At 54.3% G+C, this 25,964-nt stretch carries 12 protein-coding genes and 8 pseudogenes; 10 read left to right on the plus strand and 10 right to left on the minus strand.

The annotated features are described in order from the left end of the window. The first annotated feature begins 387 nt into the window (after positions 1-387). From K6I40_RS00365 to K6I40_RS00385, 5 genes and pseudogenes are all read left to right on the plus strand, one after another. Positions 388-858 (plus strand): Lrp/AsnC family transcriptional regulator, encoded by a 471-nt coding sequence (locus K6I40_RS00365; RefSeq protein ID WP_222913028.1) that lies wholly within the window; start codon positions 388-390, stop codon positions 856-858. Between the two features lie 313 nt (positions 859-1,171). Next, a pseudogene (locus K6I40_RS00370) lies at positions 1,172-3,378 on the plus strand (amino acid permease). Between the two features lie 778 nt (positions 3,379-4,156). Further along, positions 4,157-5,511, plus strand: a pseudogene (locus tag K6I40_RS00375) (MFS transporter). 1,667 nt (positions 5,512-7,178) lie between these two features. After that, positions 7,179-8,267, plus strand: a pseudogene (locus tag K6I40_RS00380) (glycoside hydrolase family 15 protein); the annotation flags it as partial. Positions 8,268-8,368: 101 nt separating this feature from the next. Further along, positions 8,369-9,156 (plus strand): annotated as a pseudogene (locus K6I40_RS00385) (glycoside hydrolase family 15 protein); the annotation flags it as partial. Between the two features lie 176 nt (positions 9,157-9,332). On the opposite strand, the pseudogene K6I40_RS00390 reads toward K6I40_RS00385, so the two are convergent. Next, a pseudogene (locus K6I40_RS00390) lies at positions 9,333-9,650 on the minus strand (dihydrolipoamide dehydrogenase); the annotation flags it as partial. 485 nt (positions 9,651-10,135) lie between these two features. On the opposite strand from K6I40_RS00390, the gene K6I40_RS00395 reads away from it, so the two are divergent. After that, complete coding sequence (locus tag K6I40_RS00395; protein ID WP_222913029.1) at positions 10,136-10,411, plus strand: hypothetical protein; 276 nt, start codon at positions 10,136-10,138, stop codon at positions 10,409-10,411. A gap of 1,537 nt (positions 10,412-11,948) precedes the next feature. On the opposite strand, the gene K6I40_RS00400 is transcribed toward K6I40_RS00395, so the two are convergent. From K6I40_RS00400 to K6I40_RS27535, 3 genes are all read right to left on the minus strand, one after another. Further along, entirely contained in the window at positions 11,949-14,243 is a 2,295-nt protein-coding gene (locus tag K6I40_RS00400; protein ID WP_222913032.1) for a PAS domain S-box protein, read from the minus strand. A 631-nt stretch (positions 14,244-14,874) separates the two neighbouring features. After that, on the minus strand, positions 14,875-15,066 hold the full coding sequence (locus tag K6I40_RS27530) for a hypothetical protein (protein WP_255681393.1): 192 nt from the start codon (positions 15,064-15,066) through the stop codon (positions 14,875-14,877). 99 nt (positions 15,067-15,165) lie between these two features. Then, positions 15,166-15,585: a hypothetical protein gene (locus K6I40_RS27535; protein ID WP_255681394.1), complete on the minus strand. Its 420-nt coding sequence runs from the start codon at positions 15,583-15,585 to the stop codon at positions 15,166-15,168. A gap of 172 nt (positions 15,586-15,757) precedes the next feature. Here K6I40_RS27535 and K6I40_RS00410 point away from each other — a divergent pair, with 172 nt between their 5' ends. Further along, positions 15,758-16,213, plus strand: coding sequence for a response regulator (locus K6I40_RS00410; RefSeq protein ID WP_222913034.1), 456 nt, complete (start codon positions 15,758-15,760; stop codon positions 16,211-16,213). A gap of 215 nt (positions 16,214-16,428) precedes the next feature. Here K6I40_RS00410 and K6I40_RS27540 read toward each other — a convergent pair whose 3' ends face one another. Together K6I40_RS27540 and K6I40_RS27545 are read right to left on the minus strand one after the other, a co-directional pair. Next, on the minus strand, positions 16,429-16,821 hold the full coding sequence (locus K6I40_RS27540) for an alpha/beta hydrolase (RefSeq protein WP_255681395.1): 393 nt from the start codon (positions 16,819-16,821) through the stop codon (positions 16,429-16,431). Positions 16,822-16,922: 101 nt separating this feature from the next. Next, on the minus strand, positions 16,923-17,105 hold the full coding sequence (locus tag K6I40_RS27545; RefSeq protein WP_255681434.1) for an alpha/beta fold hydrolase: 183 nt from the start codon (positions 17,103-17,105) through the stop codon (positions 16,923-16,925). A gap of 804 nt (positions 17,106-17,909) precedes the next feature. Here K6I40_RS27545 and K6I40_RS00420 point away from each other — a divergent pair. Then, a pseudogene (locus K6I40_RS00420) lies at positions 17,910-20,493 on the plus strand (PD-(D/E)XK nuclease family protein). Continuing rightward, positions 20,486-23,332 carry an ATP-dependent DNA helicase gene (locus tag K6I40_RS00425; protein ID WP_222913036.1) on the plus strand — a complete coding sequence of 949 codons (2,847 nt, stop codon included), beginning with the start codon at positions 20,486-20,488 and terminating at the stop codon, positions 23,330-23,332. The pseudogene K6I40_RS00420 and the gene K6I40_RS00425 overlap by 8 nt, the downstream one beginning before the upstream one ends. A gap of 136 nt (positions 23,333-23,468) precedes the next feature. Here K6I40_RS00425 and K6I40_RS00430 read toward each other — a convergent pair whose 3' ends face one another. Then, a complete protein-coding gene (locus K6I40_RS00430) occupies positions 23,469-23,903 on the minus strand; it encodes a PIN domain-containing protein (protein WP_222913037.1) in 435 nt (144 codons plus the stop codon). Then, positions 23,903-24,153: pseudogene (locus tag K6I40_RS00435) on the minus strand (AbrB/MazE/SpoVT family DNA-binding domain-containing protein). Before K6I40_RS00435 ends, K6I40_RS00430 begins: the two are co-directional and overlap by 1 nt. Positions 24,154-24,293: 140 nt before the next feature. On the opposite strand from K6I40_RS00435, the pseudogene K6I40_RS00440 reads away from it, so the two are divergent. Beyond that, positions 24,294-25,087, plus strand: a pseudogene (locus tag K6I40_RS00440) (IS6 family transposase). On the opposite strand, the gene K6I40_RS00445 reads toward K6I40_RS00440, so the two are convergent. Both K6I40_RS00445 and K6I40_RS00450 read right to left on the minus strand, forming a co-directional pair. Next, a complete protein-coding gene (locus K6I40_RS00445; protein ID WP_222913039.1) occupies positions 25,017-25,529 on the minus strand; it encodes a hypothetical protein in 513 nt (170 codons plus the stop codon). The pseudogene K6I40_RS00440 and the gene K6I40_RS00445 overlap by 71 nt on opposite strands. Further along, on the minus strand, positions 25,530-25,832 hold the full coding sequence (locus K6I40_RS00450; protein WP_222913042.1) for a hypothetical protein: 303 nt from the start codon (positions 25,830-25,832) through the stop codon (positions 25,530-25,532). Positions 25,833-25,964 lie beyond the last annotated feature (132 nt).

Consider the following 25,964-nt stretch of genomic DNA (forward strand, 5'->3'; position numbering starts at 1 on the left):
ATCAGAGAGACGAAACAGCAGGAAGAACCTCATAAACTCCATATGCCCTCCAAATCATGAAGGTGATATGGCCAAGATCTCCTGGACATTGAAACTGAGGTTCTGCCAAGTTGCCCTCAGCCGTTCGGCTTCATCGGGCTAAGAGTGTCAATGTCTAAATAGATATAGACGACGCCCATGGGTAACGTATATTGTTATATAATCTCCATAACACAGTGGAAATACATGACCACCATATTTGATTATGAGAGTCGTGCCGACTGCAGAAACAATCACTAGATTCGATCGAAAGTGTCATTTTCATTTCGGCTTTCCAGATGGAGGCTTTGAGATAGAGTACTGATATCGCAGGAAAAGTTACTTTTTGCAGCGCGATTACTCGTGCGTATGAGCGACGAACCTCTTGATGATCTCGATAGACGTATTGTATATAGCCTTCAGCAGAACGCTCGCAAGACATCTGCAAGTGAAATCGCAGAACAGGCAGGCGTCTCGGCTAGTACAGTTCGGAACCGGATACGAAACTTGGAAAAGTCAGGCATCCTCACCGGATATCGTCCTGAAGTAAACTACGAGGCTGCTAGTTACCAGCTACAAACACTTATTGTCTGTACTGCACCCATCCCTGATCGAGAGGTCCTTGCGCGGAAAGCTTTAGAGGTGCCAGGCGTTGTCGCAGTCAGAGAAATTATGACTGGCACTGAGAATGTTCACGTTGAAGCGATTGGATCAGATAGTGACGACCTCAGCCGGATCGGTAGAGACCTTGACGAGCTCGGCCTTGAAGTCGTTGATGAGGACTTAATACGAAACGAGTATGAGCGCGCTTTCCACGGGTTCAACGTCGAAAACGTGTAGTAATTTCCGAAGTATCTCCTTTTCGTGATTAGTTAGGAGAGTCCGTGATATCGACGAACGCCGAGAATACTCGATATTATCTATATTGTATTCTACAGGACAGTACCGCAGAATCCCGAGGTGTATTTTGCTGATCCGCGAATGAAACACTGTGTTTATGCTGATCCGGGTCAAATAACCTATACAGAACTAATCACGAGTGGCTCCTTACCGACCCGCGCAACGTGAATATGTTGACTATATTGACGTTGATACCGTCTCTGGACCTCGCGACTAGGTGAAGAGGTAGCCGAACAACTAACAATCTAAATTAATGGCAAAAGAACTTGAACGAGACCTCGGACTGTTCGCAGTAGTCGCTATTAGTATCGGTGCAATGATTGGAAGCGGGATCTTCATACTCCCTGGCTTAGCACTGAAGACAGCAGGACCGGCTGTTATTCTCGCGTACCTACTTGCAGGGGTGCTTGTCCTCCCGGCCGCCCTAAGTAAGGCAGAGATGGCGACAGCGATGCCGGAGGCTGGTGGCACATACATCTACATTGAGCGGGGCATGGGTCCGCTACTCGGAACAATCGCTGGCGTCGGCACATGGTTTTCTCTGTCGTTCAAGGGCGCATTGGCGCTGGTCGGAGGCGTCCCCTATCTATTATACCTATTGACTTGCCGGTGAAGCCGGTTGCACTCGTGTTGGCGGCCGTTCTCGTACTCGTCAACCTCATTGGCGCAAAACAGACTGGGCGCTTGCAGGTCGTTATCGTTACAGTGATGCTCGCGGCGATGGTGTGGTTCGTCGTCGGTGGGCTCCCATCAACAACCAGCACCTACTACGGCGATTTCTTCAGTAAGGGTTCCGACGGTCTCCTTGCTGCCACCGGTCTTGTATTCGTCTCGTACGCGGGCGTGACCAAGATTGCGAGTGTGGCTGAGGAGGTGGAGAACCCAGATCGAAACATCCCTCTGGGGATCCTCGGATCGCTTTCCTTCACAACGCTCCTATACGTACTCATCGTCGTAGTGATGGTAGGCGTAACGCCGCCTGACCTGTTGAGTGACTCCGGAGTACCGATGATTCATGCGGCCGAAGCAACGCTTGCCTGGCCAGGCGTAGTTGCCGTCATCATTGCGGCTGTACTCGCACTGATCAGTACAGCCAATGCTGGTATTCTGTCATCGTCTCGGTATCCATTTGCGATGGCTCGAGACAAGCTTGCACCGCCATCTCTGACGGAAATCCACGAGAAGTGGGGAACGCCCGTGCGGGCGATAACTCTTACTGGTGCTGTGATGTTGTTGCTCATTGCATTTGTCCCGATTCTCCAGATTGCGAAGCTGGCGAGTGCCTTCCAGATCATCGTATTTGCATTAGTCAATGGCGCGGTTATCGCGTTTCGTGAGGGGGACGTTGGGGAGTACGATCCCAGCTTCGAGTCGCCACTATATCCATGGACTCAGATCTTCGGGATCGCCGGCGGATTCCTTCTTATCGGGTACATGGGAACGATTCCGCTTGTCGGTGCTGTTATCATCATAGTCGGATCGGTGCTATGGTATGCTTATTACGCACGAGATCGCGTCCAGCGCGAGGGTGCTGCCACGGATGTCGTGCGGCGGACTGTCGGGAACAAAGCCGTTGAACGGACAAAGTCGACGTTCGAAGTGATCGACGGATATGAGGTGCTCGTTGCTATCACCGAGGAAACGAGTGAGCAACGAGAGCGTACGCTGATTCGAATCGCCGCTGACATCGCCCGCGAGAATGACGGGGCTGTTACCGTTGTTCAGTTCGACGAGGTGGCTGATCAGGTATCGCTCCAACAGGCGTCAGAGACGCAGTCGCCAGCAGACATTGAGTTTGAGGAACAGACTGAACCTCTTACTGAGAAGTTTGATGTCCCCGTTCACTATGGCGAGATTGTCAGCCACGATACAAAGCGAGCAATCGCTAACTTTGCCGAACACGAGGGTGCAGACTTCCTTCTGCTCGAACGAAGTGACGACCCATTGTACGCACCAATATTCGGTACTACTGTTGAATGGATCTCCCGCAATGCTCCATGTGATGTCTTACTTATTGAGGACCGCGATTTGGACCAGATTGACTCTGTCACAGTCATCACCAATCGCGGCCCCTTTGATCCGCAGAAGATCACTGTTGCGAATGCAGTGGCGAGTGAGGCAGGAGGGAGTATCGAATTGTTGTATCCTCTTGATAGTACGGCAACTGAGACTCAGTATGAGACAATAGACGAATATCTCGCAGAATTAGAGTCGTTATGTACGGTCCCTGTGAATCGATCGGTTATCAAGACTGACGAACCTGAACAAGATTTCATCTCAGTGAGTAACACTTCCGATATACTTGTCATTGGAACGGATGGGGGTCGGATACGTGGGAATCTCTTCGGGCGGCCGGCAGATAGAATCATTGATAACGTTGATTGTACGGCGATCCAAGTCGAGCCAAAATGGGGTGGACCCGGTCCACTCCGTCGAGCCGTCGAGCGAATTGTATTCTGACTTTTGGATATAACGGTTATCCCATTGCAAAGGTTTTCTACTTGATACAGAACGATAGCGCATACCCGCGTCTTCAGGCGCGGGTCGAGCGGTAGGCCTATCCGACCAACTGTCGTAGATGGCCGGAACGGATTTCCATCAAAACTGGTTTAGTGTGGTGCGTCGTAGCATAGAGTGCGACGAATACCGTGAGATGCCGTTCCTGAACCACAAAGGATGGCGAACCAGCGGTGGTTCGCACGGCGATGACATGGTATTCGACGGGGCCTGTTTGACCGGGCCACAGCCCTATACAGGGGAGGAAACGAGAGTTCCCCCGGTGTGTCGCCGGTTCCCCTTGAGTGCGGGCTGGAACCTCGAACGCCACACCCGGCGGAAATCAGATGGTCGGATTCCACGCCCTGAAGGGCGTGGAGGAGGTCAATGGTCTGTTTGCATTTCGTCGTAGCGAACCGACAACGACACTCTCTATTTACGAACTAATCCCTACCGTGTTCACAACGCTGTCACCCTCTTGATTTCCGATATTTCCTTGCATGACTGTAGATTCAACGCGTGTCGGTTCGTCGTCTATAGTAGAATCTGGAAGTCTTTACAGGCCGATTGGTAGAGACAGGCTCTTTCCGACGGCTTTCGAGGTCACAACAGGAATGTGAGTAGAAACTTCTGAGGATTACTATAGTTCCTAAGACTCAGCCGGAAGTAAGAGTTGAACGTTCCGCTCCCACCGAATTTCTTCGTTCGAAACTGCTTTTTTGGCGGGTCCGAAATTTGTGCCGTGAACGAAGATCGCCTGCAGTTCTGGTCACTCTATCTTGCCCGATTTGCGGAGGGGTTCGGTTTTGTCACGTTGATCACGCTGTTGCCGTACTACATCAACGCGCTCGAGCCGACCGACATGACGGTCCTCGGGCTAACGATTAGTGCCGGGCTCATCGTTGGTCTCTATACGACAGGGTTTACTTTCGCCCAGACGCTCGCTGTCATCCCAGTCGCGTGGGCTGGTGACCGATTCGACAAACGGACCGTGTTACTTGTCATTCTCGGGATTGGGATTCTCGTCTACGGACTGTTTCCGATAGTCGACTCAAGCATCTCGTTTATCGCAATTCGAGGGCTGCAAGGGATTGTTGTTACGGGAACTGGATTAATGACACTCTCGCTCGTCGGGCAACTTGCCGAGGTCGGTACACGGGCAAATTACATCGGCAAGGCCAATGCAGCGAGCTTCGCCGCGTCAATCGTTGGGAGCCTCAGTGCGGGGTGCTCTACGAGGCGTTCGGCTTCGGCTCAATCTTCGTGATTATCGTCGGTATTGTGCTCGTTGCATGGGTTGGGACGGTCTTCTATCTCGATCCCGACGAGACACGTGTCCATGGGTTTCCGTTTGCTGATCTTGCACTCAATCGCCGAATCCTCACCCTCTCGAGTTTTCGCTTCCAGTACGCTTTTTCGGTCACGCTCGTTCGAACGTGGGTCCCGATTTTCGCCGGTGTCTCCGCCGCCCAGGGTGGCCTCGCGTATGGTGGTCTCGCGGTCGCGCTCACTGTCGTTGCCGAGAAGTTCACCAATATGTGCTGCCAGCCCTTCACAGGGCGGCTTTCGGACAACTATGGCCGGGCAATGTTCGTCTTCGCTGGTGGAGCGGCCTATGGCTTGATTGCACTGGTGGTCCCCTTTTCAACAGCGATTGGTATCACGCTCGGACTGCCCACAGCACTCTCAGTGGGGATCCCGGCAGCCATGGCTGGCGTGACGTTTCCCACGTGGCTGCCACTCGAGGCAGTACCGGCCCGAATCATGCTGTTCGGTGGTGTTTCCCCAGCATTTATTCCCTTGGTCACGCTCTCAGGGCTGCTGGGTATCGCGGATAGCTTCCGCGAACCAGCAAGTATGGCACTATTTGCTGATGAGGGAACAGATGATGGCGGTGTCGCCTCGAGTTTCGGGATTCGCGAACTCATCTGGCGACCGGGAAGCGTCATTGCACCGTTGCTTGGTGGCTGGCTCATGTACGAAATCAGCATGGCGTCGGTGTTCTATATCGGTGGTGCGTTCGCACTGACCGGCGTTGGATCGTTCCTCGTAATTCTGGTGTGGTTCCACGGTCCCGATGCACTCACTGAGTGGTGATAGTGGTCTGGGGCTTGGTGCTCGCAACCGGTGTAATCGACGTTGTGCTTCCTCGTCCTCCACGGGAAGACAACCGGTAGTGTTCTCCTCCTAACCATCGTCAACTTTCAGGTGGTCGAGTATAGATATCAAAAGAACTACCAGTTCTCGATACGAGAGATACTGATCGAAACGTATGTTGAGAGCGATTATTTCCTTTGACTGGAGCGACGATTGGTTACCTGTAGTGTAGCGTTATTTCACTCTCTCTGAAGTCAACGAAATAGAATTTTAACTTCAGTTCCGTCTCAAGAAGATGCGATAATTCGCCAGAATAGGACACTGAAACGGATTTCTCGGTACTGCAATCCGTCCTCACGAATTCCGCGTTCGCTGATAATCCAACTGGAGCGTACGGTTCGATTCTCGTTCTACCCATATAACTCCGTCAGCGAGTTCTGTAAGCGCAGTCATTGTTGATTCGCTGTGTTCTGTGTATTGGACGCTAAACACGGTTAGGACCGAGTCAGACTGTTGCCGTTTAATCAGTTGGTCAAGTACGTTGATGACACGTTCACAGCCGTTCGCAGCGAGTATGGGTGTGAGCGATCGAAGTACGAAGTGTGTTTTCGAACAAGATGGTGTGAGTGCAGTGTCTAGTTCCCTGAGGGCAAGCGCAATTTGGGCTAGTTCTCCTGGATGAGTGCGGTAAACGATAGGGGTTGGCTGATAGAGCGCATCACGATGGTTGTCAGCCGTTGTATCGATGATTCCAAGACAGCTGTCTGCTATCGGCGAGATCGTTTTTGTTGATGGATCGTTTCTTCAGCCCCAGCCGTCGTCACGACAATTCGGCAATCGTCTGGATCCGCATATCGACTCGTAATATGAAGCGGAAGTGCGTAGCCAGTAAGAGGACTTGGTTTCGCAATACAAAGCGTTGATCTACTCGGAACAGTTTTCGGAAGCCCCTTGAAATTGATTGCGGTGTCGGAAACGATCTGATCGTCTGTCTCGGAATGTGTCATATATTGGTTAATCAGTATGGTGGTTGTTTGTAGTCGATACTACACTGCTACGATGATGGGAATCCTTCCTGTCTGAGATCGGTGAGCGCTTGCTCTGGGTAGTGCCGTTCACCACAGACTCGGCATTCAGCGACAATAACGGTCGTCTTGTTCTCACATTGGATCTCTGCTTTTCGGAGCTCACCTCCACACGCTGAACAGGGAAGATCGAATTCTGATGTCATATTTTGGCTGATGTGGTCTCGTCCTGAAATGGCGCCCAATCGCAACACGCCCACTCTCAAATGTGGTCTATTCGTATTCGTGTCGGTCACCGCCAGCGAATAGCGCCAAAACCGGCGCAGCAAAGGAAACGAGACCGCGAAGTCAGGCTATTTTTCTATACACAGTGGTAAATACGTTTCCCTGAAGATGAATCAAATATAATATATATGTTCTGACTTTCTGCATTCTAAGTAATACTCTCTTGGTGGAGTTTCTCTAATATCCTAATCCAGCATGTGGTACCATGGGAGTCCTGCGTCTTCAGGCGGGGAGGATGTCAATTGCGGGTCAGTGCGTGCTCCGCTTTTTTCCTGCTGGTTCTTGAACGGGACATCATGTGCATCGTCTCACCCCTCGGATACTCCGTGTTCGATGCTTCCGTTCGCGCTGTAGGTAATGTCGATGTCTGAGTATAGCACATATTCCCCGATTGAAGCCTACAGCATCGTCGGTAACCTCGAGACGTGTGCGCTCGTCGCGCCGAACGGATCGGTCGACTGGTTCCCCTTCCCGCACCTCGAGTCGCCGAGCATCCTCGCCGCGATTCTCGACGCCGAGCGCGGCGGTCGGTTCCGGATCACACCGGCTGATTCCTTTGAGACGGATCGACGCTACGTCAATAACACGAACGTCCTCGAGACGATCTTTCGAACCGACGGCGGCACCGCGACGATGACGGACTTCCTCCCACCGGCCGGTCGAACCAACCACCCGAAGAAAGTCCTCTACCGCAAGCTCTCCTGTGCGGACGGAACCGTTGATTTCGAGGTCGAACTCGACCCGCAATTCGATTACGGGCGTGCAGGGACGACGATTGAATCCACGGATCGAGGCATTCTCGCCGAGGGTCAGGATGAACGGACGCTGCTCGAGAGCCCAATTGACCTCGAGATCAATACCGGGCGAATCACCGGCGAACTGTCGCTCGAGGCTGGCGAAACGGAGTGGTTTCTACTTCGGTGTACGGGTGCCGAGGACGCAAATACGGATCCGGACGCCGCGCTGGACGAGACGATCGAGTACTGGACTGACTGGGCACACAGCTGTGGCCCCGAGGACGACTGCGCGTTCGAGGGACCGTGGCACGACTTGGTCGTCCGTTCAGAGCTCGTTCTCAAGCTCCTCACACACGCCGAATCGGGGGCGATCGCAGCTGCGCCGACTACGTCGTTGCCCGAGGACATCGGTGGCGTCCGCAACTGGGACTATCGGTTCAACTGGCTTCGAGACGCTGGGTTCACCGTCCAGGCGCTGATGAACCTCGGCACCGCCGACGAGGCGAACGACTACTTCGACTGGTTCATGGATCTCTGTCAAGCCGACGAGCCAGACGCAATCCAACCGCTGTACAGCCTTCACGGCGAGTCCGATCTTGAGGAGCGCGAACTCGATACCTTCGAAGGGTATCGCGGCTCGCGGCCGGTCCGGATCGGAAACGAAGCGGCACAACAGCGACAGCTCGATATCTACGGGGAACTCCTGCTATAGTAGAGTTTGGAAGTCTTTGTAGTGGCACCCGCCGAAGATTGGCGTATCTCGTTGTCTCTCGAGGATCTGATGAGGGGAGTGAGTAGATACTTTTGGGGATTACTATAGCTGTCGACGAGATGCGCCAACATGGGCGGGAGCTGGCCGACGAGGAGTGGGAGCGGATCCGTGATATCGTCGACTACGTTCGCGAAATCTGGGACGAGCCTGACGCAGGCATCTGGGAGGTTCGTGGCGGAAACGAGCACTTCGTCTATTCGAAAGTGATGTGTTGGGTTGCCCTTGATCGAGGTATCGCGATTGTGACCGACGGAGACCACGATGCCTCGCTTGAGGCATGGCGAGAGACCCGCGAGACGATCCGGATGGACGTCCTTGAGAACGGGTACGACGAGGACATCGAAGCGTTTGTGCAATCGTACGGAACCGGTGCGCTCGATGCGACGGGGCTGTTGCTCCCGATTATCGGCTTCCTCCCCTTCGACGACGATCGTATTCAGAAAACGATCGACGCGATCGAGGAAAATTGGTCGACGATGATGTCTTCGTGCAGCGGTACGACGGCGACGACGGGCTCCCGGGCGACGAGGGGGCGTTCATCCTCTGTTCGTGCTGGCTCATCGACGCGCTCGCCCTCTCCGGTCACATCGAGGAGGCACAGTCCCGATTCAAGTCGCTACTTTCCTACCTGAATCCGCTCGGACTCGTTGCAGAGGAAGTCGATCCGGAAACCGGTGCGCACCTCGGAAACTACCCGCAGGCGTTCAGCCACATCGGGATCGTCAACAGCGCCCTCTATCTCGGCTATATGCGAGGAAACGAGACACCCGGGCCGGCACCAATGGGGATTCGGCTCGGTGATCCGGTCATATCTCTCGAGAAATAATTCATGTTTATCAGGGAGTGACAACGGATCGTAGTCGAGACCGTCGTCCCGAGAACCGGCCGTCAGAACGTAATGATCTCGTTCTCGTCGATGCACACGAGACCAGCGTCCTCGACGGCCTCGTCTGCGCCGAACGCGCCGGCGCAGTAGTCGCAGACGGCCGCTTCGCCTTGCACCGCCTGATAGAGGTCGTGATCCGAGGATGACTCCAGTCCTCGACGGATCGAATCGGAGTCTTCGTGCACTTCTTCGTTGACTTCTCGAACAATATCAGCGAAGGCGACGCTATTGACTGACGCATCGATCCCGAACTCGTCGGCACGCTCATCGTCTCGAGGACTTCTGCGCGGTAGGCAGCATCTTCGAGGGGAATACAGCCGCGATTGAGGCAGGGGACCTCCGAGATGTCCCTTCTCCACGACGGATTGACCGCGCTGCGCGGCCACGTTCGCCACGTCCAGGCCTGATCCGGAGCCAACCACCAGAAATCGCACTCCTGCATGCGCTGGGGTGACACGTCCGTCGTAATGAAAAGAGAGTGGGAACCTCTTCGCGTCTGTGTGTGACTGCTGCATTGCCGAGAACCATTGAAACGATTTCGAGGTGAGCAAACCGACACATGAACGATCAGCCGTCCTCACTGCGAAAACTGCCCCCGATTGGGTCACGGAAGTTCCGCCGAGTGCCAAATGATCAACGGCTTGGTCGACGAACTATGTCTCGAGGAGCGCCCATTCCGAATCGGGACGGCACGCTCCCGTCATCGGTTGCTTCGAATTCCACGAGTACTTCGGTGTGATTCCAATCCGCGGGCGTCCGGGCCGGTGAACTATGGAACGATGGTTCTGAGTAGGGATGTCAGTCCCAGTGTATTCGAATGGCATTCTGAGGCCGTTTGTCACCTCACAGAGTCAACCCTATGCTCGCTGAGGGGTATTCTTAAGCGAGTCGATAGCAAAGAGTGGTATACGAAGTTGAGATGAACGATCTCTCTGATCCACGGCCACCGCTTCCGCAGTGGATATTGGACACGTACGATGTCCTTTGTACTCACAGTCTTCATTCGGCCGAACATGAAGACGTGCAGTCGATCCCTCGAGAGCAAGCGCTTGAGGTCCTCCGCAATACCGACGAATTGGCTCTCGAACCCGAGGATGCGACCCATGCACTCACCCGGTTGATCGAGCGAGGCTACTTCTACGAGGTCGATAGCGAACTTCGTGTGACGACGCCGGAAGACCATAGTACCAACTGAAACGAGTTACACGTCGATCGCATGGCCCGCGGTTCGGAGCGAGCGACGTGAGCGAGAACCGCGCTCCCGTCGTACAATCGGGTGTGCAGTGACTGTCAGTGGCTACTATCACTCGTGGACGTGGTTCGAAACGCAATACTGGCTTTATAGCGTAATCGAGTATCGGTTTCTGTGATCGTTCCTTCACCGATCTCCGCTGGATCGGTAGAAAACTGCTCGCCTTCATCGATCACGCCGATCCAAAATATGTGGCAGCGATAGTCTCAATCGGCGTCGACGATTGAGTATTCCTCAGAGGTCTGGCGACGCGACTCGACAGCCACACGGCGCCGCGACATGCTCCATCGGACCGCGTGTGTGTACTAGAATCACTGCTTTCCCACAGTGCGGACACGGCGGCAGCGCCCAGTCTTCCTCCTCTCCTGACTGTGTCTTCTCGCTCATAGCCACCTCGAGCGGCGACTATCTGGACTGATGGTTACTCGAGTACGATACGACTCTCGTGCGGGACGTTTATATCCCGTTAGAAGTAAGCGAAACATGGCTTGCAAACCGCTCGTGTTTGGAAGCCACGTCTCGGGTGCTCCAGCACCCGGGGCATTTCAACGCATGCCCCCGCGACGAGGTGGAGCGCGGCTTCCATCTTGATTAATGACACCTAGTTACTTATAGCATTGGGATTAGCACTCGAGAGAAACAGCTCGGCACCAATCCTGATTGTGACTCGATGACACAATCCACTGACAATAGAACGGGTTGAGTTTCTAACCCATACATTCAAATAACAAGAACTGGTATCTCGTAGGAAGGTTAGGTCGGAACGGAGCGGATTCCGAACGGCCTTCGAAGGCGGTCTATCCGCCAACCCAATGAGACAGTATCCAAAACGCCGATGTGGTGAACGCGAACGTTAGAAGCGTTTGTCTTGGCCCGTCGGTTGAGCAAGCCCAAGATACCTCTGAATTCGCTGAAGCGTCAATGACCTCCTGCTGGCAAAAACAACAGTTGGGAGTCACCGATGCCGAGGATAGGAGTAACGGCGGTTTGGCACCGGCCTCAGAACGCAAGGCGTTCTGATGGGCTGCACGAGAGCTTCGCTCTCGTGAACGCCAGTTAGCCACCGACCACGACGACTGGGTTAAACGGGTTCCCGCAAAGTGGCGGTATCCATGGTTGCAAACCTGAAACTCCCACCGCTCGGGATTCCTCCGCATTTACGCGGAGGAGAATGTCAACCGCGTGCCACAGGAGCTCACCTAATTCATCTGTACAGCGAACGGGCGTTTCAGAGAATAGTTCTTAAAGGAATTTCCACACATAACCCAGCCACAGGCATTTCAGGCGATTGCTATACGATGCGATTGATTCCCGATCATCTTCTGCAACAGAACGGGTGGCGTGAGATGGCCATGAGAAACACACTCTACTCCCTGTTTCAGGATACGCTACACCATGAATTTGACGGCTCAGGAAAGTAGTGACCTTCAGTCTGATAGAGAGTAGGACAGAGGAATGGGTTGACGATCTGCCAGAACGTTCACTCATCTGGGGCCTTTGCTGGAGGAAGCGTAAACGAGAATGTCGTTCCCTCGTCAGGTCCGGACTCGACCCAGATCTCCCCGCCGTGGCGCTCTATGATCCGTTGACAGATCGCCAGTCCGATTCCAGTACCAGAGTATTCCTCGTGGTTATGGAGCCGCTGGAATACCTCGAAGATACGGTCTTGGTCGTCAGAATCGATGCCAATCCCTTCGTCGTGAACTGAGATCATCCATTTTTGTCCTCGTCGATCCGCTTCGACATCGATCTGTGGCGGTTCGTCTCCGCTGTACGTGATCGCGTTATTGAGGTGATTTTGGAATACCTGGCGTAACTGACTCTCGTCACCCTCTACATGGGGGAGTTCATCGATTGTGATCTCGGCGTTCGCCTCCTCGATCTGAAGGCGTAGATCCTCGAGTACGCCCTCGAGAACAGTATTTAGATCGACTGGTTCAAACGGATCGCCCTGTGTATCGACGCGTGAATACTTGAGTAGGCCGTCGATCATCTCACGCATCCGCTCAGCCCCATCAACAGCGAACTCGAGGAACTCCTCACCGTCTTCGTCGAGCGCATCGTCGTATCGCTCCTCGAGGAGTTGCAGATAACTTGATACCATCCGGAGTGGCTCTTGGAGGTCGTGTGAAGCCGCGTACGCGAACTGTTCGAGGCGCTCGTTCGATTCCTCGAGTTTGTGCTGGTGCTCTTTGCGCTCGGTGATGTCTTGAGCTATTGTCATCCCACCGAATACATCTCCGTCAGCGTCGTTGATGGGGACAACATGGACGACCCATTCTCGCTCGATATACTCGAGTTCGACTTCCTGTGGCTCCCCGTTGAGTGCAGCCTGAAACGCAGATTCGAGCGAACCAGAGACATGGTCGGGCCATACGTCTTGGACTGATTCACCTTCGATGTCAGTTGGTGACACTGGAAGCTTGTCGAATGCTTGGCCTGTTGCGAGCTTGTATCGGAGATCATCGTCGAACAGAGTCACGATGCCGTTTGGGAAGTTCTCAGCAAGCGTTCGATATTGCTGTTCAGACTCCCTGAGTCGTCGTTCGCGCTTCCGACGCTCAGTAATATCGCGGCAGACGGCTACCATATAATCTTGCTCCAACTCGACGTAGGTCACGTTGACTTCCGCCGGATAGGTCGTCCCACTTTTTCGCTCGTGTACACCTTCGATAGTCACTGCGTCCTCATTCTTCACATCCTCCACATGCGATTGCCAGTCTTCGATGTCAGTGAATCGCCGTTCTATATCAGGTGCTGCTAGCTCGAGCAGTTCGTTTCGGTCATATCCGAGGCGACGACAGGCGGTTTCGTTAACATCGAGGAACTGGCCTGTCTGGGGATTCATCACCAAGACGCTATCAGTGGTGTTATCGAGCAGTGTCCGGAATAACTCGAGTTCTTGCTCGCGCTCCTTTCGTTCAGTAATGTCCCGGAAGTAGACTGAGAGGCCAGTTTCCGAGGGATACGCTCGTACCTCAAACCAGCTGCCGAGCGGTTCGGGGTAGTACTCCTCGAATGAAACGGTTTCCTGCTGGTACATCGCTTGCTCGTATTTCGGTTTAAACGACCGGTTGAGTGCAGCTGAAAACGCCTCCCAAATGTTCTTTCCAACTAACTCCTGGTTCTTGAGGTTGATCAAGTCGTGAGCGCGGTCATTGAGATAGGTAAAATTCCAGTCTTCGTCCAAGGCGAAGAACGCGTCCGAAATACGGCCATAAATCTCCTCAAGTTTCCGCTGAGTCTGCCGGTTCTCGATCGCCGTTGCAAGGACGTTTGCGACGCTCTTAACGAAGTTAGCGTCGTATTGTGTGAAATTCTTCTTCTCCGTTGTATGCGTTCCCAGCACGCCCCACGGGTCTTTGACCGAACCGATGATCACGCTGATCCCGCTGACAACATCGTGGTTGATGAGCAGGTCTGGCCCGGAGAACCGTTCTTCGGTCCGAAGATCGTCAACAATGATCGGCTGTTCGGATAGTAGCGTGTAGCCCGCTTGGGAATCTAAATCTGTCGGGACTGTTGCGTTCCCAACCAGCCCTTCCCGCCATCCAATTCCCTGTCGAAGAAAGACCTCGTCACCGTCGGGAAGCAACTCGAGAACTTTCGCGTACTCGTTATCCAGTGTCTCGGCAACGGCGACCGCAGCGTCTTGCATTAACTGGTCAAGATCGTCAGTCTCGAGCGCTTGCTGACCAAGTTCCGCAACGATCTCCTGCTGGCGGATCCGGATATGCGTTTCTGCGTCTGCATCCGCGTGAGGAGACGTAGGCATCCCAACAAAATAGTATCGTACACCGGATAAAGGATTCTATCAAGGCTACGATACGACACTCACGTCTACAGGCGGAGCAGGCCGAGTGCCTCGGGGCTTGACCCCGAGGCGGTTCACCAAATGATACAGAACGATAGCGCATACCCGCGTCTTCAGGCGCGGGTCGAGCGGTAGGCCTATCCGACCAACTGTCGTAGATGGCCGGAACGGATTTCCATCAAAACTGTTTTAGTGTGGTGCGTCGTAGCATAGAGTGCGACGAATACCGTGAGATGCCGTTCCTGAACCACAAAGGATGGCGAACCAGCGGTGGTTCGCACGGCGATGACATGGTATTCGACGGGGCCTGTTTGACCGGGCCACAGCCCTATACAGGGGAGGAAACGAGAGTTCCCCGGTATGCTGCCGGTTCCCCTTGAGTGCGGGCTGGAACCTCAAACGCCACACCTGGCGGAAATCAGATGGTCGGATTCCACGCCCTTCAGGGCGTGGAGGAGGTCAATAACCTGCAGTCTCACACGCTAGTTCCCCTTCCTTTCGAGTCATCACAGACACCTTCACGGCTAAGCGGGTGGTGAACCCCAATTCGATGAAGTGTTCCTGAAATTGCTTGGCGGTAAGTATGGGCGAATCACTCATCGATGAAACTGAAGTCAGTTTTCTCGATACGCTCATGGTCAGTCCCCTCGTCTACCGGGGAGAACGCTCGACCATCCGAGTCGTGGATGAAATTCGTGATACCGAGATTAATACCGACAGTGTCCTCCATCTCGATGTCTTCCACGGCAGGTTTGGCTGGGTAGTCAGCATCGTATTCAACCATGATGCTAATAGTTCAGTCGCCCGTTTTCTGTTTTCAGCGTGACTTGCTTGATGGAGGCGTCAGTTGGGAGTGGTCGGTGGAAATTCAAGTGAACCGTACCTATTTCGAGAGTTCAACCGTCGCGTGGTCAGTCCGGCCCGTGTTACTATCCACGTCAAAGCCAGACTGATTGTACGTAATACTGTGGTATTCTCGTGGGGATTTCCACTTGAGTTCACCTACATCGAAGCCGCATTCCTTCAGTGAGTCGAGGATTCGTTCACTGTTTTTGATGCGCCGGACAGCCATTTGCAGGCATTTCGAGTACACGGTGGTCCACTCAGGCCATTTCCACTTCCACTGGGGCAGTTTGTTTTGCATCGTTCGGTACGATGGTTTGTCATACTCGGGAGCGGGTTTGTACTCCTGAGTGAGAGCGTGGTTATAGACTTCGCGGCAGGTCTGAATGTGGTTCCACGCACTCTCGGCAGTGGGTGCGTCCTCGGGCTCGGCAGCGTATCGGAACGCTTCTTCGACCACTATATACGGGTAGTCAAACTTTCAACTTGAACGTTTGTAATTCACTTCTTGGGCGTACGGCTGTATCCCCGCCCTACTGCGCTCCTCACTTCACTGTCGCTCGCTTCGGTGCTCTTTGAGGACGGGGACTTAGACTGTAAGAGTTAAAGACAGCACTAACATAGAAGAGACAATGGAATGGAAATCCTCTGTCTCCAGTCAGGAGGCGGAGATCCTGTTAGTAGAAGACAATCCCGGCGATGTTCGGCTCGTCAGAGAACTGTTCATAGACGCGTCAATCGCAAATACGCTCCATGCGGTTGCTACTGAAGAAGAAGCACTCGATTTCTTGAATAAGCGCGGTGAGTTCGCGGACACTCCACGACCCGATATTATTTTGCTTGATTGGCATCTGCCACAAGCGACGGGTGAGGATGTTCTTCGTGCGATTAAGAACAATCACGAGTTAGACCAGGTACCTGTAATCGTGTTAACGGGCTCTACTGCAGGAGAAGACCTTCTCATTTCGTCTGAAGTCCAACCCGATGCCTATCTCACCAAGCCGCTTAATCCCGATGACTTTGTCTCACTCATTCGTTCCTTCGAACTCTTTTGGCTAACCGTCCTTCGCTCGTCATCGAATCCGTAGCAGTGGCAAATCCCTATTCACTATATAGGCCTACTTATATGAGGATTCTCTCAACAGTCGTCCGACGAAACCAGACTCTCAGCCAAACATTTCGCTAACCGGGGGTCAATCCCTCCAGAGAATATTGTTCAGAAGGGCTGTTCTGAGCCAACCGCGCTGTAATCACGCATCTCGGACTACCGCCGAAGTTGAAGGAGCAGACGATTGGCAGCCAGTTAGTTCGTTTCTTGGATAAATGTGACCACCTCGTCGATGAATCGGTCTGGTGCGGTGTGCATTGCCATATGTTGTTCTCCTTCGAAGGTAGCGATTCGGCTGTTCGGGAGTGCTTCGTGAACTGCTTCCGTTGCGTCTTTGTAGAATGAGGGACTCTCACCGCCGGACAACAACAAGGTCGGCGGGGTCATGTCTGCAAATCGGGCGGGTTCAAACTCGTACTCGCTGATTGCCTGCAGCTCACGGGGAAGCGTATGGGCTGCGTCTACCATCTTCTGCCACATTGGCGTCGCACGCAACTCGTCAAGTTCATCGGGCGGGAGACCAGCGATGTCACGCTCAAATAGTACGAGCGCCTGTTCGTTCTCCCCGCTCTCCACTAGCGTCTTCATCTCGGAAATTTCCTCGGCAATAGTGAGTTCAGTGTCACCGATTTGAATCGGCGGTTCGTACAAGATGAGTGTACGGAGGTTGTCGGCTCGCAGCGCCGCCTCTAGAGAATACAGGGCCCGCCGGAATGACCGAGCAATGTCACTCGCTCGTCGATTGCCTCAACGACTGCAACCACGTCCTCAGCCTCCCGTTCCAGTTTGTACTCGGCGGCGTCACCGCTCTCGCCGCGACCCCGACGCTCAACCGCGTAGACCGTGTAGTGATCAGCGAACGCAGAACGGATGTCACCCTCCTCCCAGAATTGGTGAACGTCTCCATTTCCGCATACGAGTACAAGCGATGGACCATTCCCGTCCGTTCGAACGCAATTTCGACCCCATCGGCTGCCGTGACGGTCTCCATTTCTCTCCCTGCATCTGGTGGTGTTGCTTCTGCCATAGGATGGTTCACCCTATTCATCTATGAGATACAATCACATAGATTCATCTCCTGAAAATCTCCGCGGTCTGAGCAGGGAGTACGACGCGCTGTGAGTCGAATACTCGCTGCAAGACCGAGTAGCCACAATCCGTTGGCTTCACACTAAGCCCATAGGTCAGGTTCCGCTCTGCTTTCGACTGTCACTGCACACGAGACTATCCGCGACGCAGCCGACTCAGTTGTCGTCGCTTCGTGCTCGAGAGAATATTTCCGTTTCCATCCGTCTTGTAGCCAATTCGGTGGACAGGCTCCGATCGTGGCGTGTCGGCGTCAGTGGTGTGCCAGTTCGTTTCTGAGTGGCTCCGTCGTCCTTCGTCCCCAATTAGGTCCTCAATCCAATTGATTGTCTTCGAGGATGTGTCTACAGTCCTCACAGATCGTTTCGCGGCTGGTCTGTCGAACACTACCGTCATAGTCCGGATTGTCTGCTAATTTGGTTGGCCTATTCGATTAGCCTAACCGACTAGGACGTCGACATCCTTCGCCTAAATCTGATAACAAGCTTCACCTCTCTATCGGAACTCCTTGCTGCTGGCTCATACGAACCTATCCAATACGTCCTCGAGATGCCGATAGTCTTATTTATTCTAAATTGGGAATTCGAAGAGTGTCACTCACGCGGGCAACATCTCTTGACAATCTCTATGAGCAGGTCTCGGACTACGATCTCGTTCTTGTTCCCGATGCACCGCTTGCGAGCGCGCTCAACCGACGGCTAGACCGACCGCATTTCGGCCCATTCGCGATTCCACCTCGCCGTCTCGCTGCAGGCCGACATGAGACAGCAGAAGATCGAACTGCGTTCCTCGAGCTCATTTCACAGAGAGACCTTGATTGGAAACGCAACGCCTACGCTATCGGGAACATCCTCCAGTGCTGGGAACACCAAGGTCAAAGCGACTCGATCCTCGAGTACGACGCATACGCTGACGAAGTGACCAAAGACGCCGTGGCATATATCGATGACCTCCGAACGACGTCGGGACGGCTGACCGAGTACCAGATCGACGGCGATCAAGATGTCGCGGTCGTCGGGGAAGACCAGCTGACCACGCTCGAGCGATCGATACTCCCTGCAAAGTACGACACCTACAGTCCGTTCAGTGACCATGCGTTCGACCAGCCACCGTTCAGAATCTTCGAGTCGACGTCAGCTATCGTCGATACACTCGTAGAGAGCATCTCAGTAGATAACGCCGAGAACGTTGCGGTCGTTCTCGATCAAGCGAGTGAGTATTCTCCAGTAGTAGAATCTGCGTTCGAATCGGCCGGGATCCCGTTCTACGGTGGCCCTGGCTTCATTGACAACCCAGATCATCGCGCGTTCTGTCAGCTACTCCGTGTCGCACATCGCGGAACAGATACCGAGGTCCGTGATGTCAAACCGGTTCTGAGCAAACTCGGGATCGACCTAGACGTCGAACACGACGAAAACGACTCCACGACCTCGACATGGCAGAGGTCGAGTGGATTCGAGATTTCTGTGACTCTATTGAAGAGCGAACCTTCGATCAGTCGATCACCGCGTTCGAGCAGCGAACCGGGTGTTCGATGGACGACTTCAGCGATGAGCTGGCCGCACTGTGTCTCAAGGACGAATTCGTCAGTGAGGTGGCTGTAGATCGACTCGAGTTCTATCTGCAGACCTACGAGGTGCCGATCAACCGGGAAAACGAGGGTGTTCTCCTGGCCGACGCGAAGTCGGCCGCCTACGTCGATCGCCCCGTCGTGTTCTTCCTCGGCCTCGACGAGGGTTGGACGCACTCTGCACCGCGCCGTCCGTGGGTCGATCACGACCGCCAGTATACGAGAAACATCCAACAGTTCCAGCTCCTCCTCCAAAGTGGGGTCGATCAATACTACCTCGTTCAGGACACGACTGGTGGGTCACCAGTCACGCCCTGTCTGTACTTCGAGGAACTGCTCGACGAAGAGTTCGAGCGCTTCAGCGACCTTGAGTCGATAGCATACGCAAAAGCGCCCCGTGAACGAGGAGACGGGTTCGAGAAAGAGCCCGTCGACGCTACCACAACCGAGGTGGAAGCGGTTAGCCAGTCCAGTCTCAGTACGTACGTTAACTGCCCCCGTGACTATTTCTTCAGTCGCCTCGTCGATACCCCCGACAAGGACTACTTCAAAGAAGGGAACCTGTTCCACGATTTCGCCGAGTTCTACGTCGAACATCGAGACGTGGTCGACGAAACTGTGATCGAGGACGCCGTCGATGCGATGCTCAAGGAGACGCGGCCGTTCGTCAAGCGCGTCGACCAGAAGACGCGACGAACGAAGTACCGTGCTGGCCTCGAGACGATCTGTGAATTCCTGGACGAGAACGCACCGACCGACGGATCGTTTCTCACAGCTGAGAGCGGGTGGGGGTCGAACTTCTTCGCTGAGCAGTATGATCGACCGGTCGAGACGCCGATCACCGAGCGATGGTTCGAGAACGACGAACTCGGACTGAAAGGGAAGATCGACCTGATCCATGGTCCGACCCGCCTCGTCGATCACAAGAGCGGCAGCCGAAAGCGAGCCTCGCAGGTGGTGAAAAACTCGGCGCTTGATCCGCCGGGCGAGTCACCGAACTTTCAGGTGCTTCTGTACCTCACTCACTGGCGAACACAGCAGCCGGGGGACCGGTTGGAGTTCACCTTTTCCATTTCCTCGAGATGCTCGACGATGTCGTCGCCGGTGATGCGGATCTCGAGGAGACGCTGACCACAGTCACATACTATCCGATGTCGTTCGAAGGACATGCTGAGTCGCGTGCAGTGTTCGAGTCTCTCCGAGACGACGGTGCTGGAAATTGTCGGAAGACGCTCGAGAAGGTCGAGTACGACGACTACAGAGCGATCTTCGAGGTGACACCGATGCCGGACACTCGAGACAGCGACGAACTCATCGAATCGGAGTTCGGTCAGGTGTTGACAGAGCGGATGAAAGACTGCGTCGGCGACTACAAGTACGTCTCAGCAGGGTGTAAACAGCTAATGCGTGAGCTGATGCGGATTCGGAGTCGCAACTACTTCCGAGAGGATATCGATGTATTCGAGGACTTCGTCGACGAGCGAATCGAGGAGTTGAATCGCCGGCGTCACGGTGAGGAACGATTCCCAGTCGAGGGACTCGCCGGCGAGCCGAACTACCGCTACGTGGACAACCGTGATCTGATTTTGGAAACCGATGACTGAACCTAACACGCAACAGCGAGAACTCATCGAGAGCACTGAGGGCACCTATCTCGTCGACGCCGGCGCCGGAACCGGAAAGACGTTCGCAGTTACCCGACGCTATGCGAACATTGTCGAGCAGTCCGGCGTCGAACCGGACGACGTCCTCCTCGTTACCTTCACGAACAACGCCGCGACCGAGATGAAAGAGCGAATCGTCGGGCAGTGCCACTACGGAATGCGCGAGCTCGCCGACGCGCCGATCCAGACGTTCCATTCGCTGTGTCACGATCTCCTCCAGGAACACGGGCATACGGCCCCGGAATATCTCGATATCGACGACACGATTACTGGCTCGACCCGGATCGTCAGCGATGACGTCGTTGAGGATGGACTGTTTCAGGAGTTCATCAACAGCTTCAGCGACGATAATCCCGAGTATGACGATCGTTTTCGAGCGATTTCCGATCCGGTGGAACTGTTAGACCTTGTCGAGGAATTGGCTGCGAAGGGCGTCTTTCCGACTGCTGACGGGTGGTACCGCGATGGGGAGCGCTATCTCGACGGCGATTTCGACGCGTTCAAACGCCTGTTCGATGACCTCAATGAACCCCGGAACGGAGGGAGCAAACAGTCTCAGCTGCGTTCGAAGCTGTACCGCTACGGGAAGAACAAGTGCTACCTTCCGGAAGCTCCCGACAAAGCCGAGATACGCGGTAGCGGGAAGCAGATCCCGGATGAGGTCGCCCGTGACGTGTTCGAGGAAGATCGAAGCGAGTTGAAGCAGTTCGTTCACGACGTTTACTACGAGTACATTCAGTTCGCGCTCCGCCGCAACTACCTGAACTTCGGATTCCTGCAGTTGTTCGCGTTCGTGCTGCTCTGTGAGAACCACGACCTGCGTGACAAGGTCGCTTTCGAGTACGTGATGGTCGACGAGTTTCAGGACTCGAGCGAGATCCAGTTCAAACTCGCGTTGCTTCTCTCCGGGACCGAAAACGTCTGCGTCGTCGGGGACTGGAAGCAGAGTATCTATGGCTTCCAGTATGCCGACGTGGACAATATCGTCGAGTTCGAAACACGGTTGAACGGGTTCGCCGAGGAGTTGAATCAGGATGCTAATCGCGTTCGCTTCGATACAAACGACGTGACTACGATCGAGTTCGTCGAGAACTACCGATCGACGCAGTCGATCCTGGATTTCTCGGAACACGGGCTTCTCGTTCCAGCGACCGGCAGCGACGAGGTCGATGTCGAGGAAACGCGAAACCGGATCATCTCTCTCGAGTCCAATAGTGATCACGAGAACACGACGATCGAAGCACTACAGAGTGAGGCGGAACACGAGTCGATACTGGCCAAAATACAGGAGATCGTCGGCAACAGTGAGTATCGAGTGGAAGACGACAATGGGGACCTCCGAGTACCGGAGTATCGCGATATTGCAGTACTGACCCGAACGCGATATTTCGGTCGTGAACTCTTACAGGCGGCCGACAAGTATGCGGTGCCAACGGCCTATGAGGGCGGGATCGAACTGTTCCGGACTGATCAGGCCAAACTCCTGCTGGCGTGGCTCAGGATCCTCGAGGACGATCTCGATCGCGGGTGGGCCGTCGTCCTCGAGGAAGCTGGCTACATGCTCGACGAGATCGATCGGATTCTCGATCGAGGTGGCTATCCCGAGGCCATGATTGACTTCTGCGATGAGTTGGCTGGGATGGAGACGCTCGGTGGCGTCGCACGGCGCGTGTTCTCCCGGTATGGGTACGATGGGGCGACTGCCGACGTCATCCTTCACACGATCCAGTCGATTCATAGCACGACAACGATGACGCGGGGCGATCTCATCCGCTTTATCGAGCGGAGTATCGACGTAGGTAGCACCCATGAGGTCAGCGCGAGTGCGGGTGCGAATTCGGTGACGGTCCAGACGATTCACTCTGCGAAGGGACTCGAGTATCCGATCGTCATTCTCGCGAATATGAACAGCGGTCGCTTCCCGCCATCCGGTGGTGGCAGTAGTACAATCTCCTACAAGGATCCAGTTGGGCTCCGGCAGCGGACGGTATACTCGGAAGCGGCGCATGAGAAACCGCATGTCTATGACAATTGGCGTCCAGACGTCCTTCAGCGATGCCTTCCTCGTGATTACGATGAGGAGCGCCGATTGCTGTACGTCGCTATCACGCGAGCCGAAAGTCACGTCGTCTTCACTGCGGGGGCTGACCCTAATACATTCCTCGAGGAGCTTCCCGTCGATATAGAGCCGGTTGTGCCAGATCCCGAGGTGGTGGCGGTCGAAGAGGGTGAGCAAGCACAACTCGAGATCGAGATCCCGGGAACAGAGGGGCCAGTTCGGTATTCGCCCCACTCGCTGATGGACGGCGATGTTTTCGAAGAGGGAGATGAGGGACGTGGTCTCGAGTTTGGCTCTCGCGTTCACGAGTTCGCCGAACGGTACGCACTGTGTGAGGCTGTCGAACCAGAGAGCAAGGATGAAGAGCGTATCCAGACGCTGCTCGATTCAATGGGCGGTGAAATCAGGGTCGAAGAGAGCGCGTTCCTACCGCTCGAGATAGATGGGGAACGAGTGTCCATCCATGGGATCGTCGATCTGGTTCACGTGACAGAGGACACCATCGAGATCATCGATTACAAGACGGATCTGGAGCGGCATGCAACAGCGGAGTATCAAACCCAGTTGAGCGTCTACTGGCACGTGTTATCGGAGGCGTATCCGGATCGGAAGATCACCGCGAGTATCTTCTACACCGGTGATGATGAATTGGTGACGGTTGCACCGCTCTCGAGGGGTGAGCTTGGCGCACTTATACGCGATCAGGCCGAGCAGACGTGAGTCTGATGAGGAGAATCTCATGCATACTCTCGCCAGCGTCGCGTCGATGAATTTCTAGAAGCAAGTAGCTGACAACGAAGTGTCACGAACTGAATGAAACTAACGCACGACTGCGTAATTATGGCCCTCTATGACGTCAGCTCGGATCGGACGGGTCCGTCGCTGTGTCGAGTTGGTAGACGTCGTCGACAGCATCGAAGTCGTCATCGAATGCATACAGATAGCCTAGTCCTTCAGTTTGCATATACGCGATAATGCACGCATCGACAAAGGATAGTGGCTCGTGCTGTCTGAACAGTGCTTTCCCCGTCGCGAGGGCGTCCGTGTTGAGCGAGTCGATGTGGAACCGAGCGTTTTCCTCGATCCGATCGAGGAGGTCGACAGCTGCATCGTGACCGGCGTGGGTCGTGAGGCCGTTGAGGGTTTCTGCGAGCACGTAGTCAAGGACGACCGTTTCCGGAAGCGACCCATCGTCGATTCCCTGCAGGATTAGGAGCGCATCGTCGTGGGCGCTATCTCGTCGATAGGCCGCAGCAAACAGAACCGTCGTATCGAGGAGTGCGCGTGGCATTACTCGATGTCGATTCCCCAGGCATCATGTTCGGTAGTTACGTCAGTTGTCTCCTCGCCCTCATACCCTCGAACTCAGCGAATGTTCCTGTTTGCTGTTGGATGACCTGAACGCGCACACTACCGTCATCTTCGACCTGCCACCGAAGCTGATCGCCGTCGCCAATCCCGAGTTCACGCCGAATTCGAGCGGGGATGTTCGCTTGATTTCCCGACACTTTACTTTCGGCATCGATCCGATCGCTACTCATAGCTACCAATACGGGCCTCGTCTTGAAAATGGTAGTGTGCCGTCACACTACTTTGATTCAATCTAAGTACAAATCCGCAATATAGGCACTATCTAGTTGAGACAGTTTGAGAAGATGAGGTGTTCTTGTCGCAAGTGTCCATGTCGCTCGAAGAACTCCTCAGCGGAAGCTTAGACACGAATTTAGAATAATCATGGGAGAACGAGCGGACGGCAACGCCCGTCAGAGCGTTCGCCGTCCGCCTCCACGAAACCGGTTGTTCGCTTCGAGAGACAACAACGATTCTCGCGGAATTAGTCGTTGAACGCTTGCATGGAGAAGTCTGAACTTGGGTACATCGGCTGGCTGATAGCGGATGCGACCCGCCGACGTTCACGAGAGCGCTGCTCTCGTGCAGCCCAGCAGAAATCGTTTATTTCTGAGAACGGCGTCGCCGTCGCGAGTCGCTGTCGATGAGACTGCTGTCACGAGTAACGGCGAGTGATCTTGGGTGTCTGCTGCAATAGACACCGAGACAACATTTATTCTCGATGTCACAACGTTTGGTCATCATGGCACTGATCCGGCGGCTGTGTTTCTCCATTGTCTCACAGAGAAACACGATCTCTTGGATGCTGAGCTTCTTGTTGATCAGTTCGGCTATCGGACTGCCCTCGCTCGAGTAGGAGTAAGCGGTCGGATCAACTATACTGAGAGAACCCTCACGGAAACGTGGTTTCACACACTCAAAATGCGCGTTGACCGCTTCCATAACTCATGGGTGGGAAGTCGGTCGAGCGTCCGCGAGTGGTTTGAACAGTTTCTGCACTACATAATTCAGCCGTGCTTGCGCAACAGTGTACCGTTCGGAGGAGAGATGCAAATCAGGCTTTATCAAGCAGCGAGTGTGCTCGCTGGACGTAGCTGTTCGCATCCCAGCTTCGAGCGGTGTTGATGTCACTGAGGAGTGTCAGTGCTTCATCGGACGTCAATTGATCATTTCGAACGAACACCGAGAGCAGCGTTGGCGTCGTCACGAGTCGTGTATCGGCCAGTGAGGCATGAATGAGCCCAAGGCGATTGAATTCGTCACAGAGGAAGAGTGCGGCGTCGATCTCGTTCGCGAGCGTGACGGCAGCGCTTTCACCATCATCGAGTGGGAACTCGGCGTCGAGATCAACTGACTGCACCGCCAGCTCGTTAGTTCGATCAAGGAATGCAGTTGCAGCCCGACCATGGTTGTCATCGTACGAGGCGATCTCTTGGAGTTCCTCGACAACCTCATCCGGTACTAACACATCGTAGACGTCCAGACAGAGTGAAAGTGGATTCGGATTAGAGCCCATAACGATACCAATACTCACCAGTGCGGAGGTGTCTGCAACTAATTCTGCCATCTATAGCCCGGCGATCTCGTCGACGAAGCCGTCGTCCAACTGCTGCTTCATCACACGGAGGTTGGCAGCTTCTTCTGCCCCAACGAGCGCTTTGAGCTGCTCATAGGAGATCTCACCGTCATAATAGGCGGCGGCGATTTCTTGGGTCAGTGCGTCGTCGTGAGCGGCATCTTGGAGATACTCACGGAGCGCGGTCACGAGGATGTCTGTCCGGTCTTCTCCCAAGACTTCGGCAAGCGCGTCAGTCCGGTCGATGAGCCGATTCGGAGCCCGGAACTGGACCCGTTTCTTATCGGTACTCATTATGTGTACAATGTGAGCCAACGCACTAGCCGTTTTCGTGTGTACAATGTGAGCCTCTATCGGCTCGCGTAGGTTTGCGCTTGACTGTGATGTCGATCGGCAATAAGGTGCTCGTCAAGATTGCACGTCCAG

This window comes from Natrinema sp. SYSU A 869 (assembly GCF_019879105.1).
Lineage (GTDB): Archaea > Halobacteriota > Halobacteria > Halobacteriales > Natrialbaceae > Natrinema.

Excerpts from the sequence above, each read along its gene's own strand:
- K6I40_RS00400 (WP_222913032.1), bottom strand. The coding sequence starts at position 14,243 with ATGCCTACGTCTCCTCACGCGGATGCAGACGCAGAAACGCATATCCGG.
- K6I40_RS00450 (WP_222913042.1), bottom strand. The coding sequence starts at position 25,832 with ATGAGTACCGATAAGAAACGGGTCCAGTTCCGGGCTCCGAATCGGCTC.
- K6I40_RS00410 (WP_222913034.1), top strand. The coding sequence starts at position 15,758 with ATGGAATGGAAATCCTCTGTCTCCAGTCAGGAGGCGGAGATCCTGTTA.
- K6I40_RS27530 (WP_255681393.1), bottom strand. The coding sequence starts at position 15,066 with ATGGTTGAATACGATGCTGACTACCCAGCCAAACCTGCCGTGGAAGAC.
- K6I40_RS00430 (WP_222913037.1), bottom strand. The coding sequence starts at position 23,903 with ATGCCACGCGCACTCCTCGATACGACGGTTCTGTTTGCTGCGGCCTAT.
- K6I40_RS27540 (WP_255681395.1), bottom strand. The coding sequence starts at position 16,821 with ATGAAGACGCTAGTGGAGAGCGGGGAGAACGAACAGGCGCTCGTACTA.
- K6I40_RS00365 (WP_222913028.1), top strand. The coding sequence starts at position 388 with ATGAGCGACGAACCTCTTGATGATCTCGATAGACGTATTGTATATAGC.
- K6I40_RS00445 (WP_222913039.1), bottom strand. The coding sequence starts at position 25,529 with ATGGCAGAATTAGTTGCAGACACCTCCGCACTGGTGAGTATTGGTATC.
- K6I40_RS00425 (WP_222913036.1), top strand. The coding sequence starts at position 20,486 with ATGACTGAACCTAACACGCAACAGCGAGAACTCATCGAGAGCACTGAG.
- K6I40_RS00395 (WP_222913029.1), top strand. The coding sequence starts at position 10,136 with ATGAACGATCTCTCTGATCCACGGCCACCGCTTCCGCAGTGGATATTG.